Consider the following 16,398-nt stretch of genomic DNA (forward strand, 5'->3'; position numbering starts at 1 on the left):
ATCCTCGGAGTAGGTAACCTGAATCCTGTTTAAGAAACGGCGCTCAGCACCACTAGAAACGCGAATTACTGCGTTACAAAAGTAAGTAATAGAACGACTATTACGTGACTTTTGCGCCTTGCACTTCGCATTTCTAGCAGTACTGAGTTTGAAATTTTAATTTATATTTTATAGAACAAAAGCTTGCACCATTCTTTAAACAGGATTCAGGTTATGTAAAATAGACAAGTTTGAAAAGCACGCGATTGTAGCGTAACTTGCGCAAAATTCCCACTTCAATTGCCCGTAGAAAGGCGTTTCAAATTGCGCGTTAAATGACTTGTGACAAGATATCTAGAGAGCGGCGAGTTCGTTGGCAATACAGTTAAATAGCACACGCTTTCGAATAGGCTTACTTAAGTACGCATCCATGCCCGCGTTAAGACACGCCTTTCTGTCTTCCTCAAAGGCATTTGCCGTTAGCGCAATAATACGCACGGTGTCCTTGTTTATACCGTGCTTGCGAATTTGCGATGCGGCTGTCAGGCCATCCATTACCGGCATTTGACAATCCATGAGAATGACATCGAACGGATATTTTTTCGCTGCCTCTAACGTATCTTGACCATTTTTAGCACGTATACAGCGGACGTTAGCGCTAGACAACATATCCATGACTATTTCGGCGTTAATATCGTTATCTTCTGCTAATAGAATATGGGTGTTATCGGGTATGGTTGCGATACTAGGCTGAGCATCGGTTCTTTTAGCGACTACTGCATGCTTACTTTCTTTGCAAGGAATATAAAACGTAAACGTAGAGCCCTTATCCAGCACGCTCTCTACACTCATTTCACCACCGAGCAGTTCCACAAGACCTTTACTTATTGGCAAGCCTAATCCCGTTCCTCCATAGTCGCGAGTGGTGGAGGCATCGGCCTGCTCAAACTTCTCAAAAATAGTATGTAACTTATCTTTTGAAATGCCAATTCCGGTGTCAGTGATCTTAATATTAAGGGTATTGTCGGCATAACTTGCCGTTAGTGTAACGGTGCCGCCATTAGTAAATTTAATCGCATTGCTCAGCAAGTTATTAACCACTTGACCAACTTTGCCAGCATCAAGGGCTAGTGCGTTAGGAACTGAGTCATCCACATGAAGGTCAATCTCCACTTCTTTCACGTTGGCCGTGTAGGCGTAAAGCTCCTTGGCACCTAACAACAGTTCGCGTACCTGTGTATCTTGGTAATCTACTGCCATCTTGCCTGACTCGATTTTAGACCAGTCGAGGATACTGTCTAAGATATGCAGCAAATTTGTGGCCGAGCGCGAAATGGTGTTGGCTCGTGACGCTATATGACCAGGCAGTTCGTACTCTGACATGAGTTCACACGAACCAATAATGCCATTCATTGGAGTGCGAATTTCGTGGCTCATGTTGGCAAGAAACTGGGTTTTCGAAATATTCGCCGCTTCTGCAGATTTTAATGCGCTTTCTAAATGATGGGTTTTTTCTTCTATACGCGCTTCCAGTGACTGATTAAGCTCGCCTAACTCTACGTTCAGCTGCTTCTCGTTTGCCCTTGCCTTATCTAATTCATCAAAGGCTGTCAGTAAGCGCTGCTCCAAACTTATAAACTCATTGTTTAATGCAGTGAGCTCTTGAATGTGAAATGCACGACTGGGGAGTTTATTTCCCTGCGTACTTTTGGGGTCAAACTTAGCAATATAACGAATGAGTCGTCTAAGGGGCATGCTGATTATTCGAGCGACTAGAAAGCCAGTCAATGTACCAAGGACAGATAACAACAACAGTAAGAGCAAGTCCTTCATCAGGTAGCTGCCCATAGAGGCTTGCAGGTATTCCCGGTTGAAGTAATAGCTTAACGTCCAGTTAACCTGTGGTATATCACCCTTAAACCGCAGCCAGTTTTTTCCGCCTACGCTATTATCTATTTCAACATCACACTTTGGCTGGCACTCATAAAACGGCGCTTTGCTTAACGGCTCTAAGTTAAGCGCGTTTGATGCAAATATTACATCCCCTTTCCTGTCTTCTATTAGCAAGGAAAAGCCTTGTAAACTGAGTTCATCAAAGGCAGTAAAACTTTTAAGAGACAATGAGCCTTCAACAATACCAACGGTGTTGTCGCTGCTTGTTTTAATAGGAGCGGAAATGGCGACAATAGGGTCGTTCCCAAAACCACGCCCTTGAAATACATCGGATAAATAAGGCTCGCCAGATTCCATTACTTCAGAAAAATAGGGGCGATAAGCGACATTTGAGCGCACGCCATCTTTTACTTTATCAATTAAATTGGTGGGGTAAGTATGGGTAATGTCGCCATCTTCATCAGCGATAAGAAACGTAATGAAGTTAGGGTAGTACGCGGCCATTATAGACAGCTGTTTTGAGGACGCTTTGTCTAATGCTTTTTCAGTAGTGTTACCTGAAAGCGTTTTTGCCGTAGCCGATACAACGCTTTGGTGCTGTTCAATGAAATCGGATAGCTGTTGCTGCATTACCGCAACCCGTTGACCCATATACTGTTGAATTTGGCGCTCCTGCTGTTGCTGAAACAGCGCAACCGACAAGTAAATTACGGCCATGGAGCCGACGAAGAAACAGCCAGAAAAGAAGTAGCTAAAAAGAAAATTAAGCTTAACCTTCTCCGGCCCGTAGGCAATATTTCGCCTTAAACCATGAGTGGCCAGATAAACGAAATGGCCTGTGACTAACCCAAAAGCACCGCTTAACCAGGTAACCATAACCCCAGACATTATTATATTGAGGCTTTCGCTGTTATCGGCGCCGTTATTGAAATAATGCTCTAGTACCAAAATAGGTACAAAGACAAAAGACCAAAAGCCCGCACCTATTTTAATCACCTGTTTCAGTGACTTGTGATATCCAAACAGACTTATAACGATAGGAAGAAGAGTGAGGCTTTCTTTTCCTACGATACTTCCATCGCCAAACCACACAGGCGCACTGATAAGTAGCGCAATGGGTATCGATAGATATGGAGTAAAGCGAAGTGCTGCGTATACCGCTGCGCCGTAGCCAAACACGGCAATACCTGAACTATCAAAAGGAGCTGGCAATACATTAATACCCACCCCCACTAAGCATACTAAAAAAGCTTTAAGCGCTAGAGACCAACTAAAAACAAAACGAGTTTTACCCAAAGAACATCTCCAGCGCCATGTTTAGTTTTGCTCCATGTAGTCGAGTGTAAAGTTAGTGAGTAATTTAACGCCCAACTTCATGCCTTCATCGTCCACATAAAATTCTGGGGTATGATGAGCGGGGCTATCTTCTTCAGACACATTCAGAGGCTTTCCGCCAACCCACACGTACAGGCCAGGCACTTGCTCTTGGAAGAAAGAGAAGTCTTCAGCACCTGTAACAGGGTTAGATAACAAGGTGTTTTCAACGCCGGCGGTGCGCTGCATTGTTGGCAACATGGCTTGCGTTAATGCGGGGTCGTTATACGTAATAGGATAGGAATAATCTAACGGTAACGTGAGCTCTGCTTTGGCTCCCATACTTTCAGCGATGGCGTTTACCTTGCGAGGCAGTGCCTCATAAATATGCTCACGGGCAGCCTTATTCAACGTTCTAATAGTACCAACAAGCTCAACTTCATTAGGAATAATGTTAGACCTGTTACCACCGTGAATTGAGCCGATTGAAACAACAGCAGCGTCGTCAACTAGCTTTAATTCTCTGCTCACAATGGTTTGAATAGACATGATCATTTGTGCGGCAGTGACGACGGGATCGACACTTTTCCACGGGTAAGCGCCATGCGCCTGTTTACCGTGAATAACGATTTTAAACGGATCTACGGCAGCCATGGTGCCACCAGGCTTATAGCGCACCTTGCCCACATCAGTGTTTGCATTGATGTGCAAACCGAAAATCACATCCACATCAGGGTTTTTAAGTACCCCTTCCTTTACCATTACTTCGGCACCACCGGTTTCTCCCGCGGGTGCGCCCTCTTCTGCTGGCTGAAAGATGAACTTTACCTTGCCAGTAAGTTCGCTTTTTATGCCGGTTAGGATTTTAGCTGCGCCCATCAGCATGGCCATATGAGTGTCGTGACCACATGCGTGCATGACCGGCACGTCATTTCCATTGTATTCGCCCATCTGCTCAGAGCGATAGGATAATTGGTTTTGCTCTTTAACAGGCAGCCCATCCATGTCGGCGCGAAGCGCTACCACAGGACCTGGCTTTCCAGAGTCGAGAATGGCCACTACGCCAGTTTTTGCAACGCCGGTTTGTACCTCTAAGCCCAGGGAGGTGAGGTAATTCGCAATATAGTCTGCGGTTTTGAATTCGCGGTTAGACAGCTCGGGGAACTGGTGAAAGTGGTGACGCCATTTAATGACATCTGGCTCTACATTGGTGGCCAAACTGTCAACATCGACAGCTGCAGCAAATACGCTGGTTGACACTGCTAAACTTGCGAAGGTTAACGTTGCTAACTTCCTAATCATCATGTTTCTCCTTTGTTGTTTTAGCCAGAATAGATCATCTGGTAAAAGAACACACCACCAACCTTAGCTGAGAAGGGAAAAATAACGCATCGACAAATACAAAAACATTATACGGAAGTCTAATACTCTCAATACATGAGCCTGTAGACATAAACAGATACAAAAAAGGCGCCTTCACAATAGGCGCCTTCATCATATTCTTAGCGAGTGCTAGCTTCTTTGTCTTCGCATTGCATCGAAGAATTCATCGTTCGTCTTCGTCATAGAGAGCTTACTAATTAAGAACTCCATCGCGTCGATTTCTGACATTTCATGAACAATTTTACGCAAGATCCACATTTTCTGTAGTTCATCTTGTTTTGTAAGTAGCTCTTCACGACGTGTGCCAGAACGATTAAAGTCGATAGCTGGGAACACACGCTTCTCCGCAATTTTGCGATTAAGGTGAAGTTCCATATTACCGGTACCTTTAAACTCTTCGTAGATAACTTCATCCATTTTAGAGCCGGTATCGATAAGTGCTGTGGCGATAATAGTTAAACTACCCCCCTCTTCAACGTTACGGGCAGCACCAAAAAAACGCTTTGGCTTATGAAGTGCGTTTGCATCTACACCACCGGTAAGTACTTTACCTGATGATGGAATAACCGTGTTATAGGCACGAGCAAGACGAGTGATTGAATCGAGAAGAATAACCACGTCTTTTTTATGCTCTACTAAGCGTTTCGCTTTCTCGATAACCATCTCTGCCACTTGTACGTGACGGCTTGCTGGCTCGTCGAACGTAGAGGCAACCACTTCACCTTGTACTAGGCGATGCATTTCAGTGACTTCTTCTGGACGTTCGTCGATAAGTAGTACCATCAATTCACATTCTGGGTGATTGGCAGCAATAGACTGTGCAATATTCTGTAGAAGCAACGTTTTACCGGCTTTAGGCGGCGCAACTATGAGTCCGCGCTGACCGCGACCAATAGGCGATGCTAAATCGAGAACACGCGCAGTAATATCTTCTGTTGAACCATTACCACGTTCCATGCGCAAACGATCTGCAGCATGCAAAGGAGTCAGGTTTTCAAACAAGATTTTGTTTCGCGAGTTTTCAGGCTTGTCGAAGTTTACTTCGCGAATTTTTAATAGCGCAAAGTAACGTTCGCTGTCTTTAGGAGGACGAATTTTTCCTGCAATGGTGTCACCAGTGCGCAAATTAAAGCGACGAATCTGGCTAGGCGATACATAAATATCATCTGGACCTGCGAGGTAAGAAGAATCAGCTGAGCGTAAGAAGCCGAAACCGTCCTGTAAAATTTCTAAAACTCCATCTCCGAAGATATCTTCGCCACTTTTAGCGTGCGTCTTCAAGATAGAGAATATGATGTCTTGTTTTCTGGCGCGAGCCATATTCTCAAGGCCCATTTTCTCGGCCATGTTAACCAATTCGCTAATTGGTTTATTCTTTAATTCGGTTAAATTCATACTGGTGGGTCTTTGTGCTTGAGCTTCGCTTACAGGACTTTTGGTCACTCTGTTCTCGTTTAGATTTGGTATCGCCCGGATTTGGACAGTTGCAGAATGCTGCTCGGATGAGCGCTGAGGGAAAAGTTAGCACTATATTTAACCAACGTCCAGCGATTTGGTCACTAAATGTTAATTAAATTGGGCTCACTATCCTAAAGTGTAATGCTACCTAGTGTGATGAAAAAAGCCGATGTAGGGGTTACCTACACCGGCTTTTCTGTATCAATTACAGGTTTTCGTTGAGAAATTCTGTTAACTGAGTTTTTGATAACGCACCCACTTTTGTCGCTGCAACGTTACCGTTTTTGAAAAGTAACAACGTTGGGATGCCACGGATACCGTATTTAGGCGGAGTTTCGTTATTTTCATCGACATTCAACTTGCCAACTGTTAACTTGCCATCAAACTCGGTCGCAACTTCTTCTAAGATAGGTGCGATCATTTTACAGGGGCCACACCACTCGGCCCAAAAGTCAACTAGTACAGGACTGTCAGCATTGATAACATCTGCTTCGAATTTATCGTCAGATAACTGGATAATTTTGTCGCTCATTCTTTTCTCCATTGTTGGTCTGTCGCTGAGTCTTCTCAGCCTTACCATAAGTGTTATATAGAAACTGTTTTTTAATGCAAGCACTGATAAGCTATAAGCTATGCCTACTCATTTAACTGAAACTCATTTTTCTGACCTGCCGATCAACAGCAAAGTCGTTGACGCCTTGACGGCAGAGAATTTTTCGCATTGTACACCAATTCAGGCACTTGCACTGCCTCCGTTGTTAGAAGGCCTCGATATTGCTGGCCAAGCTCAAACGGGCACGGGAAAAACCATTGCGTTTTTGGTCGCTACATTCCATTACCTGCTAAGCAAAGCAGAAAACTCAAGTAACAGCAAATTAGACGGTCCGCGTGCCATTATTATGGCACCTACACGAGAACTTGCCGTGCAAATTTATAACGATGCCAAACTGCTCAGTGAGCACACTGGAATATCGTTAGGGTTGATTTATGGGGGCGAAGGTTACCAAAGTCAACGTGAAACCCTAGAAGAAGGGGTGGATATTATTATTGGCACGACAGGACGCATACTGGATTACTATAAACAGGATGTGTTCTCGCTGAAAAATATTCAGGTTGCCGTGCTCGATGAAGCCGATCGTATGTTCGATTTGGGCTTTATTAAAGACATCCGCTTTTTATTCCGTCGTATGCCACCTGCAAACGAAAGACTTAGCATGCTGTTCTCAGCCACGTTGAGTTATCGCGTACAGGAGCTGGCCTATGAACACATGAATAACCCTACTCATGTGCAAGTTGCCCCTGAACAAACGACTGCAAGCCGCGTAAGCCAAGAGCTATTTTATCCGTCAGATGACGATAAAATGTTGCTGCTTCTCACGCTCTTAGAAGAAGAGTGGCCGGAAAAGGCCATTGTGTTTGCCAACACCAAGCACAGCTGTGAGAAAGTCACAGATTGGCTAACCGCAGACGGACACCGCGTTGGTTTGTTAAGTGGCGATGTTCCGCAAAAGAAACGACTTGGTATTTTAGAAGACTTTACCAAGGGCGCATTAGACATATTAGTTGCGACGGACGTGGCGGCTCGTGGTTTACATATTGATGCGGTAACGCACGTATTTAACTACGACTTGCCTGACGATGCCGAAGATTATGTGCACCGTATTGGCCGTACCGGTCGAGCAGGAAGAAGCGGTATTGCAATAAGTTTTGCGTGCGAAAAATACGCGCTTAACCTACCGGCAATTGAAAAGTACATTCATGCAACTATTCCGGTTACAGACTACGACAGAACCGCATTATTAGATGAGGTAACACCTCCTAAGCCACGCAGAAAGCGTGTGCCTAATAATCGAAACTCTTCTCGTAGAGGCAATAGCCGTGGGCGCGGCAAACCCCAGCAGCGAAATACAAGTAAATAAAACACGAGACACTATGCAGGCAGAACTCCAGCACGATGCCCAGACCTACGGCGAGTATTATGCCGCCGTTGACCTAGGCTCTAATAGTTTTCACATGGTGATCGTCCATGTGGTCAATGGAAGCGTTCAAATTATTGGTAAAATTAAGCAGAAGGTGCGATTAGCAGCCGGGCTTGATGAACAATTATTGCTTGATGACACAAGCATGGAGCGCGGTTGGAAATGCCTGCAAGTTTTCTCTGAAAGATTACAAGATATCCCCCCTTCAAATATCAAGGTGGTTGCAACCGCGACACTGCGCCTTGCCACCAATGCACACGTTTTTGTGCGCAAAGCCGAAGAAATCCTTAATCATAAGCTTAATGTTATCAGCGGCGAAGAAGAGGCCAGACAGATATACCTCGGCGTAGCCTATACATCGGCCAATCAAGGCAACAGCCTTGTTATTGATATTGGTGGTGCTAGCACTGAAATTATTATTGGTAATGATATGCAGCCCATTCATTTGAAAAGTTTAGACATGGGCTGTGTCACCTTTATGGAACGCTATTTCCATGGGGGAAGCATAACCGATGACAACTTTGATAAGGCAAAAAAAGCTGCACATGCACTTATTGGTGAAGTGTCTAACGCCTTTTTATGCTTTGACTGGGAAAACTGTCTTGGTGCTTCAGGTACGCCCCAGGCGATAACTGAAATATTAGTGGCTCAAGGGATCAGCGATGCTATTCGACTCGATTACCTCTACCACTTGCAAAAGCAGTGTGTTGAATGCGGCTCTATCGACCAACTCACTATTGAAGGGTTAGAAGAAAACCGCAAAGCAATATTTCCATCGGGACTGGCTATTCTTATTAGCTTGTTTGAAGCGCTTGATATCAAGTACATGAACATTTCTGGTGGCGCCCTGCGTGAGGGCCTAATCTATGGCATGTTGGACAATGTTACCGATAACGACCGCCGCCAGCAGACGCTAAACCAAGCCAAACAGCGTTACCACATCGACACGGCTCACGCAGCTACGGTAAAGCAAGTGGCGCTGTCGCTGTGCTATCAACTATGTGGTCAACAGAATATTTGTCACCTCGATACCGAGACAATTTTAGGCGCAGCCGCAGAGCTTCACGAAATTGGCCTGCATATTGAGTACAAGCGCCATCATGAACACGGTGCCTATATACTCAGTTATATTGATTTACCAGGCTTCACCCGTTTACAGCGCTCAGCAATTAGAGAGCTTGTGTCTCAGCATCGGTTAAATGTTGCCAGTGATATATTTGATAATTATCACCAAGATTACCGCCCTATGCTTAAAGGGTTACTTCGGGTTTTACGCATTGCCGTGGTGCTGTGTTTACGCAGACAAAACAAGCATATTCCCGATGTAAAACTGTTGTGTGAAGGTGATAAGTGGACGCTTACCTTTCCAGAAGGTTGGTTGAAGTCTCACCCTTTAATTAATGCCGAGCTAGCCAATGAGTGCTGGCTGCAGCACAAAGCAGGATGTGAGCTGGTTTGTTTGTAATGAGCGATGTTAGGTAAGGCCACTACATAAGAAAAAAATTACTTCATAAGAAAAGAGCCGCTTTAAAGCAGCTCTTTTTGTTTGTACTCATGCCTAACGTGTTATTTATTACTATTGCGCAATAGCTCTGCTGCTTTGGGGGCGAAGTAAGTCAAAATACCATCGGCACCGGCACGTTTAAATGCCAATAACGATTCCAGTACCACCTCATCTTCGTTTAACCAACCGTTGGCAAAAGCCGCTTGGTGCATGGCGTACTCGCCGCTTACCTGATAAGCAAACGTAGGCACGCTAAACTCATCTTTACAGCGACGCACTATATCTAAATATGGCATGCCTGGCTTCACCATTACCATGTCTGCACCCTCTTCGATATCTAGGGCAATTTCATGAATGGCTTCATCGGAGTTTGCAGGGTCCATTTGATAGGTTTTTTTATTGCCGCCTTTAATATTGGCAGCTGAGCCGACGGCATCTCTAAAGGGCCCGTAGTAAGACGAAGCGTACTTGGCTGAGTAGGCCATAATACACGTGTTTACATATCCGTTGCTTTCTAGCGCCTGGCGAATTTGACCTATGCGTCCATCCATCATATCTGATGGTGCCACAATATCAGCGCCAGCTTCGGCATGAGATAAAGCCTGCTTTACCAATACTTCCACCGTTTCATCGTTGACCACATACCCATCGCTATCAATGAGGCCATCTTGGCCGTGAGACGTAAATGGGTCGAGAGCAACATCAGACATTAGCATGATGTCTGGGTACGCTTTTTTTATCGCGCGAAGTGCCGTTTGCGTTAAACCATCAGGGTTAAACGCTTCTTTTGCACAGTCTGTTTTTAATGTCATTGGCGTAACGGGAAAAAGGGCAAATGTGCGAATGCCTAGCCCAACCCACTTTTTCATTTCTTCCAATAAAAGGTCGAGAGAAAGACGCTCTACGCCTGGCATTGAGGGGACGGCCTCTCGTGAGTCTTGCCCAGGCAATACGAATACGGGGTAAATTAAATCATCTACGCAAAGTGCATTCTCAGCAACGAGTCCACGCAGAGCATCTTTAGCTCGAAGTCTGCGCATTCGGCGATTGGGAAACGAAGTGGTCATAGTTAGTCCTGCAGTTGTTGAGATATTACTTTGTTTCGCCCACTCTGCTTTGCTTTATACAATAGTGAGTCGGCAAGTCTGAATAAGTGTTGAGCCTGATCTTCATCATGCATAATAGCAGTTGCTACGCCGGCACTGGCAGTAAGGTTTATTTCATCGCCCTCATAACTCAGTGGTTCAGATGCCAACGCTGTTAGCAGACTTTCGGCAATGAATTTACCGCCTTGGAGATCGGTATTAGGTAAGATAACAGCAAACTCTTCGCCCCCAATTCGACATAAATCATCGCTAGGGCGATGAATATGTTTTTGAAAGAGGTGTGTCATATGCTTTAAACACTCATCACCGGCATCATGACCAAATTTATCGTTAATTTGCTTAAAGTGATCAATATCGAGAATAATCAACGAGAGCGGTATTTGCTCTCTGCGACTTCGTCGCCCCTGTGCGCGCAGGCTTTTATCAAAGTGACGGCGGTTGTGAGCGCCTGTAAGCGGGTCTACTGCGTTGAGTCGCTCTAGCTCTTGGTTCACTTCAGAGAGCTCTCGCAACGTAACCTCAAGCTCTAGGGTACGCTCTTCAACTTTGTACTCCAAATCTTCTTGATGACGTTGCTGCATGGTTAGCAAGTGCTCTTTGGCCGTGTTGGCCTGCTTCTCTTGCTCTAATGCAAATTGCTTAGCGTTTATCAGTGTATCTCTGCTGTGGCTGAAATTAATCGCCAAGATTAACGCCAGAATAAGCGTTTCAACTGCACCACCAATAATGAGTAACGTATTAGACGTTAATGGCAGGTGGACTAGGTTTAAATTGTCAAAACTTGCCGCTAAGGCGCTTATCAGTAAAAAGCCCCAAGCAATGGTAAAGTATCGAGCTATCACTTCGCCTTTAGTGGCCATCCACGCGCCTAATAGCAACGTGAAAGAGACGATAATGCTCAAGGCCACTAAGAAAATTTTGATCATAATTGAATAAGGCAGTAACACACTGGCAACGATGCTTGCCCCACATAGCCAACCAATGCCGCGCATTATTTTGTCCAACAGAATACTGTATTTCTTTATGGGCAATAAGCTACGAGTAAACATGCTGCCAAACATGATGGTGGCACTGGCAAAAATAACGGCGGCTTTACCTTGAAACCAAGGGCTACCCGACCAAAGATAGGTAAAACCATAACCTTGAAGTGTGGCAATGGTGAGGGCTAGGCAAAAAACGTAGCCGGAGTAGAGGAAAAATGACTTACTCCCAGTAGTGACGGTGAGGAATAAATTGCTTATTCCCATCGCAATCAGTATTCCAAAGAAGACACCTAATGCAGCATTTCGATTGGCGGTGAACTGAATGAATTCACTTTCTTTCCAAATACGAATGGGTAACCGGATGGTTCCCGAGGTTTTTACTTTAATAAAAACCTGCTGTGAAAACTGGCTAGACGGCAACGGAAAAAGTGGCTTTACGTGTTGAAACGGACGGTTTTCTGCCGTTTGTGTATCTCCAGCAGAGTAAGTAACAACGGGCGCCGAACTAATATTCTCAAATATGCCTACGTCGAGTTCATCTAATAAGGCATAGTCAATATGCAGCAAATATTTGCTATCTGGGCTTTGAGTGGGCTCAATGACCATTGAAAACCACACGGCTTTGTCACTCATTCCTAAATTGACGGGTGATGTAGCGGGCACCCATTGGTTGGATGGTACTTGGTCCACATTCTCAAAATTTAGCTCGTCAGGTGATGCAAAACGATATTTTAATTGTGAGTAATGCGGGGGCTGCGACGAGTTGGGGGATATATTTAAAAACAGTGATATAAAAAGCACAACAGCAACGATGGCAGTTACCAGCAAACCAACATCATAATTACGTAGCTTGTCTGTGTGAATTTGCATCAACCGTTCTCAGCCTATGGAAAACAAAGTGCAGCTGTTAGTGAAACTGTATTCGCTTAGCTGCTCTTCAGATAGTGCTAACATCTCGCTAACCGCCCTCACAATGTGAGGCAAAAAGGCTGGCTCGTTATTTCGCTTTCTTGGTCTTAATGTTTTTGGAAAGAGATAGGGAGCGTCAGTTTCAAAAATAAGCCTGTCTTTGGGAATATTTTTTACCGCCTCTCTTAGCGCGTCGCCCCGCTTTTCATCACATACCCACCCCGTGATCCCAATGTACAAACCGAGAGACAAATAGGCATTAACCTGTTCCACCGTGCCAGTAAAACAGTGAGCAATGCCGCCTGGCAACTGAGGAATATAGTGAGTTAACAGCCCCATCTGTGGTTCAAACGCATCGCGCTCGTGCAGATAAACGGGCTTTTGCAGTTTAACTGCAATAGCAAGCTGAGCATCAAACACCGACAATTGGGTGTCTTGTGCAGAAAAGTTGCGGTTAAAGTCTAAGCCGCATTCGCCTATGGCTACACAGCCTTCACGCTGCGCTAACTGCTCAAGTTGAATTAATGATTGGTCGGTAACGTCTTTTGCGTGGTGAGGATGCACGCCAATGGTGTAACACAGTATTTGAGGGAACTTTAGATATAGCTGATAAGCAGGCTCCCACTCATCTGGATGAGTGGTAATGACACATAATTTTTCAACGCCTGCCTCGAAGGCACGTTGAATAACTTCGCTGGCATCGAAGCGCCTGTCTAGCAGATTGACACCAGCATCGAATAAGGTCATTTACTTCAGTCGTTTTACTTTTAAACGTTTATTTATGCCATCAACGCCTAGAAAGAATGCACCAAATAGGCCCTTTTCGATAGTAACGCCCTGCCCTGTTTCTAATTTCAAATAGGTATTATCCACTTGTTGCCACTGTGAGCCGTCATTAAAGGTAATGACTTGCTTTCCACGGGTGCCTTTAGACACTTCAGCAACCGTTAGTGCAACTTCAGATACGTCATCAGCTGGAGTGCGCTTTTTATCTAAGCCGAAAGACGCTTCAGGGTCTTGCTCTTCCATTTCTTGCGGCGCAGCAGCAACGGTAGGGCGAACAGCCGGTACTTTGGTGACGGCTGGCTTTGGAGTTGCTCGAGGAATAGCCGGTACATCACTTATTTGCATGTCAACGTCGTCGTACTGGCTTATAGATTTTGCCATACGGTCGTAACACATAAGGCGCTTTAGGCTGTTTTCAGTGCCGCGACATTTTTCGATTGCTTTGCTAATACTTTCAGCCTGCACCGAAAATGTACCTAACGCTGCAAGCAGTGAGATCAAAGTAATGGCTCGTGATTTCATTTTTATCCCTTTTGTTATTAATGAATTAAACGTCGTCTGAAATTTTGTTTTCTGCTTCGTCTTGCTCGGGTTCATCTGCGTCTTTGGCCTTTCCAGCGTATAGTCCGCCTATGATCACGCCCACTTCAAATAAAAACCACATGGGGATTGCCAATAAAGTTTGCGAGATAATGTCCGGCGGGGTAAGCAGCATGCCGACAACAAACGCACCAACCACCACAAATGGGCGTTTAGCACGTAGTGATTTGGCGTCTGTAACACCGGTCCAACACAATAGAATAATAGCGATGGGTATTTCAAAAGACACGCCAAAAGCGAAAAACAGCTTTAACACGAAGTTAAGGTAGCTTGAAATATCGGTGCTTACCGTAACGCCCTCGGGGGCCACACTCGTGAAAAAGGCAAAGGCAATGGGGAAAACCACAAAGTACGCAAAGGCCATACCCGCATAAAAGAGTAAGGTGCTTGATAACAACAATGGCGCCACCAAACGCTTTTCATTACGGTAAAGACCTGGCGCCACGAAGCCCCACACTTGATAAAGCACGTAAGGAATGGCGATAAAAAAGGATAGCACCAAGGTAAGTTTAAACGGCGCGAAAAACGGTGAGGCAACGTCAGTGGCAATCATTGTGGCATTTTCTGGCATTGCATTTAAAAGCGGCATAGCCAAAAGCTGATACAAATCTTGCGCAAACGCAGCCAAGCACAGGAAAACCACCAGCACGCTCAATAGCGCCTTTAGAATTCTGCTGCGTAATTCAATTAAATGAGATAGTAAGTTGTTTGCGTCAGACATCTACTGCTTTTTATATGGTTCTTGAACCGACTCAGCCGCTTTTTTCAACTCATCAACACTTTGTTCAAGTTCTGGTGAGAGATCTTTAAGCCCTTGCTGTTCCGCTTTCTTAAGATTTTCATGCAATTCGTGCACGCGCAATTGATGCTCAACTTCTTGCTTAAAGCCAGTTGCCATATTACGCACGCCGCGAATAGTATTAATAGTAGAACGCATGGCACCGGGCAACCGTTCTGGACCTAACACTAGTAGGGCCAGAACGCCAATGACCAATAACTCCCAAAAGCCAATATCAAACATTAGGACTTATCTTTAACGTCGCTTTCTGTTTTTGTGGATACTGAGTCAGTCGAGCGCTGCTCTTCAACCTGTTTTTTTTGGTCGAAGTCTGCATCTTTATCGTCTTCAGTGATTTCTTTTTTGAAACCTTTGATGGCACTACCTAAGTCGGTGCCGATACCTTTAAGGCGTTTTGTACCAAAAAGTAACACAACAATAACCAGTATTATCAGCAACTGCCAAATACTAATTCCACCCATAAAATTTATCTCCCCAACGTCAATGGCACCAGTATGCCACCGCGAGCCGTTCCTTTCACCTGAATATTTATCTTATCGAATAATCATTGACGTTTTGTACTTACCGTTTCATTCTTTGTATTACAAAGGTTTGCTAATTTAAGCACCTAACATCACGATTGCTAACAAGGGGTTAGTCGTTAATGACCTGTGCGGTAACTGTGTTATGTCACCTAATGCTTGTCAACTTTTCGCCGCTACAAACCAACATAGAGACGGCCAAACGTAATGTAGATGCGGTCAGTAACCATGAGCAATCACAAAGCAGCGCCAGCCTGCAAACCCATCAGTCCAATGAGGCCAATGACGTTCATGAACATCATTTTGACGAGCAGTGGTTTGATATCTGGCAGCGCAGTTTTACTGACTCCATGGATTTTACTGTAAAGCAGTTTGATGGTTGGTTTCACAGTGGCGACTCAGGTGCAAAACAGCTTGGTGAACAGGCCCATGCCGAGGGGCGTATTCAGCTTGCGTGGGAACCTCGTTCTGAGGATTTTGCTGACACAGATTTACGTTTTAGGATCCGCGTAAAGCTTCCGGCACTTGAAGAGCGCGTTGACCTTTTGTTAAGTGACAATGAAGATGAAACCCAAGACTCATCGATTCGAGCCGCCAGAGATACCGCCGATAACAATCGCGACCAGACCACCATTGCCCTGCGCTTTCGCCCAGACCAGAATTCACACTACTCTTTTAGAGTAGGAGCCGGACGACGGGACCAACTGTATACCCGAGCAAGGTATCGGGATGCCCTAGCTTTCACCAATAAATTGGCCATGCTGTATGATGCTGAGTTGTATTATTTTACCAGGGACAGACTTGGTGCAGAGATAGGCGCTGCCTTTCAGTACGATATTAGCCCACGGCACCTTGTGAGACAAAACAATCGCTTTTTCTATCGCGATGAAACCAACGACTGGTTTTGGCGACATGAAATTCAGCACCTTTATTCTATTAACAACCACAACGCGTTAATTCCGCACCTGATGGTAGAAGGACTGAGTCAACCAAATTATCGCGTAGAGGAGGTGTATGGTGGATTAAGATGGCGCTCTAACACGATTAGAGACTGGTTGTATTTCGATGTAGAGCCCTTCGTTCTATTACTTCGCGAAGATAACTTTTCAGCGTCTTTAGGTGTGGCCCTTAGAGTAGAAGCCTACTACGGCGGCAACTCAGGCAATTAATGAGGTCGGACTTTT

Annotated in this window: 14 protein-coding genes; 3 read left to right on the top strand and 11 right to left on the bottom strand. The window is 45.0% G+C overall.

The features are described from left to right. Positions 1-333 precede the first annotated feature (333 nt). From GTQ48_RS12330 to trxA, 4 genes are all read right to left on the bottom strand, one after another. The gene (locus GTQ48_RS12330) at positions 334-3,168 is read right to left on the bottom strand and encodes an ATP-binding protein (protein ID WP_163106969.1); all 2,835 of its coding nucleotides are present in this window, start codon (positions 3,166-3,168) and stop codon (positions 334-336) included. A gap of 21 nt (positions 3,169-3,189) precedes the next feature. Further along, on the bottom strand, positions 3,190-4,488 hold the full coding sequence (locus GTQ48_RS12335; RefSeq protein WP_163107044.1) for an amidohydrolase: 1,299 nt from the start codon (positions 4,486-4,488) through the stop codon (positions 3,190-3,192). A 210-nt stretch (positions 4,489-4,698) separates the two neighbouring features. Then, entirely contained in the window at positions 4,699-5,964 is a 1,266-nt protein-coding gene (rho, locus tag GTQ48_RS12340; RefSeq protein ID WP_032095483.1) for a transcription termination factor Rho, read from the bottom strand. 268 nt (positions 5,965-6,232) lie between these two features. Then, positions 6,233-6,559 carry a thioredoxin TrxA gene (trxA, locus tag GTQ48_RS12345; RefSeq protein WP_032095435.1) on the bottom strand — a complete coding sequence of 109 codons (327 nt, stop codon included), beginning with the start codon at positions 6,557-6,559 and terminating at the stop codon, positions 6,233-6,235. Between the two features lie 100 nt (positions 6,560-6,659). Between trxA and rhlB the strand changes: the two genes are divergently transcribed. Next, entirely contained in the window at positions 6,660-7,946 is a 1,287-nt protein-coding gene (gene rhlB / locus GTQ48_RS12350) for an ATP-dependent RNA helicase RhlB (RefSeq protein ID WP_163106970.1), read from the top strand. Positions 7,947-7,959: 13 nt separating this feature from the next. Then, positions 7,960-9,471, top strand: coding sequence for a Ppx/GppA phosphatase family protein (locus GTQ48_RS12355; protein WP_163106971.1), 1,512 nt, complete (start codon positions 7,960-7,962; stop codon positions 9,469-9,471). 101 nt (positions 9,472-9,572) lie between these two features. On the opposite strand, the gene hemB is transcribed toward GTQ48_RS12355, so the two are convergent. The 7 genes from hemB to tatA are packed head-to-tail and all read right to left on the bottom strand — an operon-like array spanning position 9,573 to position 15,154. Beyond that, complete coding sequence (hemB, locus tag GTQ48_RS12360) at positions 9,573-10,577, bottom strand: porphobilinogen synthase (RefSeq protein ID WP_163106972.1); 1,005 nt, start codon at positions 10,575-10,577, stop codon at positions 9,573-9,575. 2 nt (positions 10,578-10,579) lie between these two features. Continuing rightward, a complete protein-coding gene (locus GTQ48_RS12365) occupies positions 10,580-12,469 on the bottom strand; it encodes a sensor domain-containing diguanylate cyclase (protein WP_163106973.1) in 1,890 nt (629 codons plus the stop codon). Positions 12,470-12,478: 9 nt separating this feature from the next. Continuing rightward, on the bottom strand, positions 12,479-13,255 hold the full coding sequence (locus GTQ48_RS12370; protein WP_163106974.1) for a TatD family hydrolase: 777 nt from the start codon (positions 13,253-13,255) through the stop codon (positions 12,479-12,481). Continuing rightward, the gene (locus tag GTQ48_RS12375) at positions 13,256-13,816 is read right to left on the bottom strand and encodes a hypothetical protein (RefSeq protein ID WP_163106975.1); all 561 of its coding nucleotides are present in this window, start codon (positions 13,814-13,816) and stop codon (positions 13,256-13,258) included. A 25-nt stretch (positions 13,817-13,841) separates the two neighbouring features. Continuing rightward, on the bottom strand, positions 13,842-14,615 hold the full coding sequence (gene tatC, locus GTQ48_RS12380) for a twin-arginine translocase subunit TatC (protein ID WP_032095442.1): 774 nt from the start codon (positions 14,613-14,615) through the stop codon (positions 13,842-13,844). Beyond that, positions 14,616-14,915, bottom strand: a complete 300-nt coding sequence (gene tatB, locus GTQ48_RS12385; protein ID WP_032095443.1) for a Sec-independent protein translocase protein TatB — start codon at positions 14,913-14,915, stop codon at positions 14,616-14,618. It lies immediately after the preceding gene. Next, positions 14,915-15,154, bottom strand: coding sequence for a Sec-independent protein translocase subunit TatA (gene tatA, locus GTQ48_RS12390; protein ID WP_032095444.1), 240 nt, complete (start codon positions 15,152-15,154; stop codon positions 14,915-14,917). The genes tatB and tatA overlap by 1 nt, the downstream gene beginning before the upstream one ends. A 182-nt stretch (positions 15,155-15,336) precedes the next feature. Between tatA and GTQ48_RS12395 the strand changes: the two genes are divergently transcribed. Beyond that, on the top strand, positions 15,337-16,383 hold the full coding sequence (locus GTQ48_RS12395) for a hypothetical protein (RefSeq protein WP_163106976.1): 1,047 nt from the start codon (positions 15,337-15,339) through the stop codon (positions 16,381-16,383). Positions 16,384-16,398: the final 15 nt, after the last annotated feature.

It is taken from the genome of Alteromonas genovensis, assembly GCF_010500895.1.
Lineage (GTDB): Bacteria > Pseudomonadota > Gammaproteobacteria > Enterobacterales > Alteromonadaceae > Alteromonas > Alteromonas genovensis.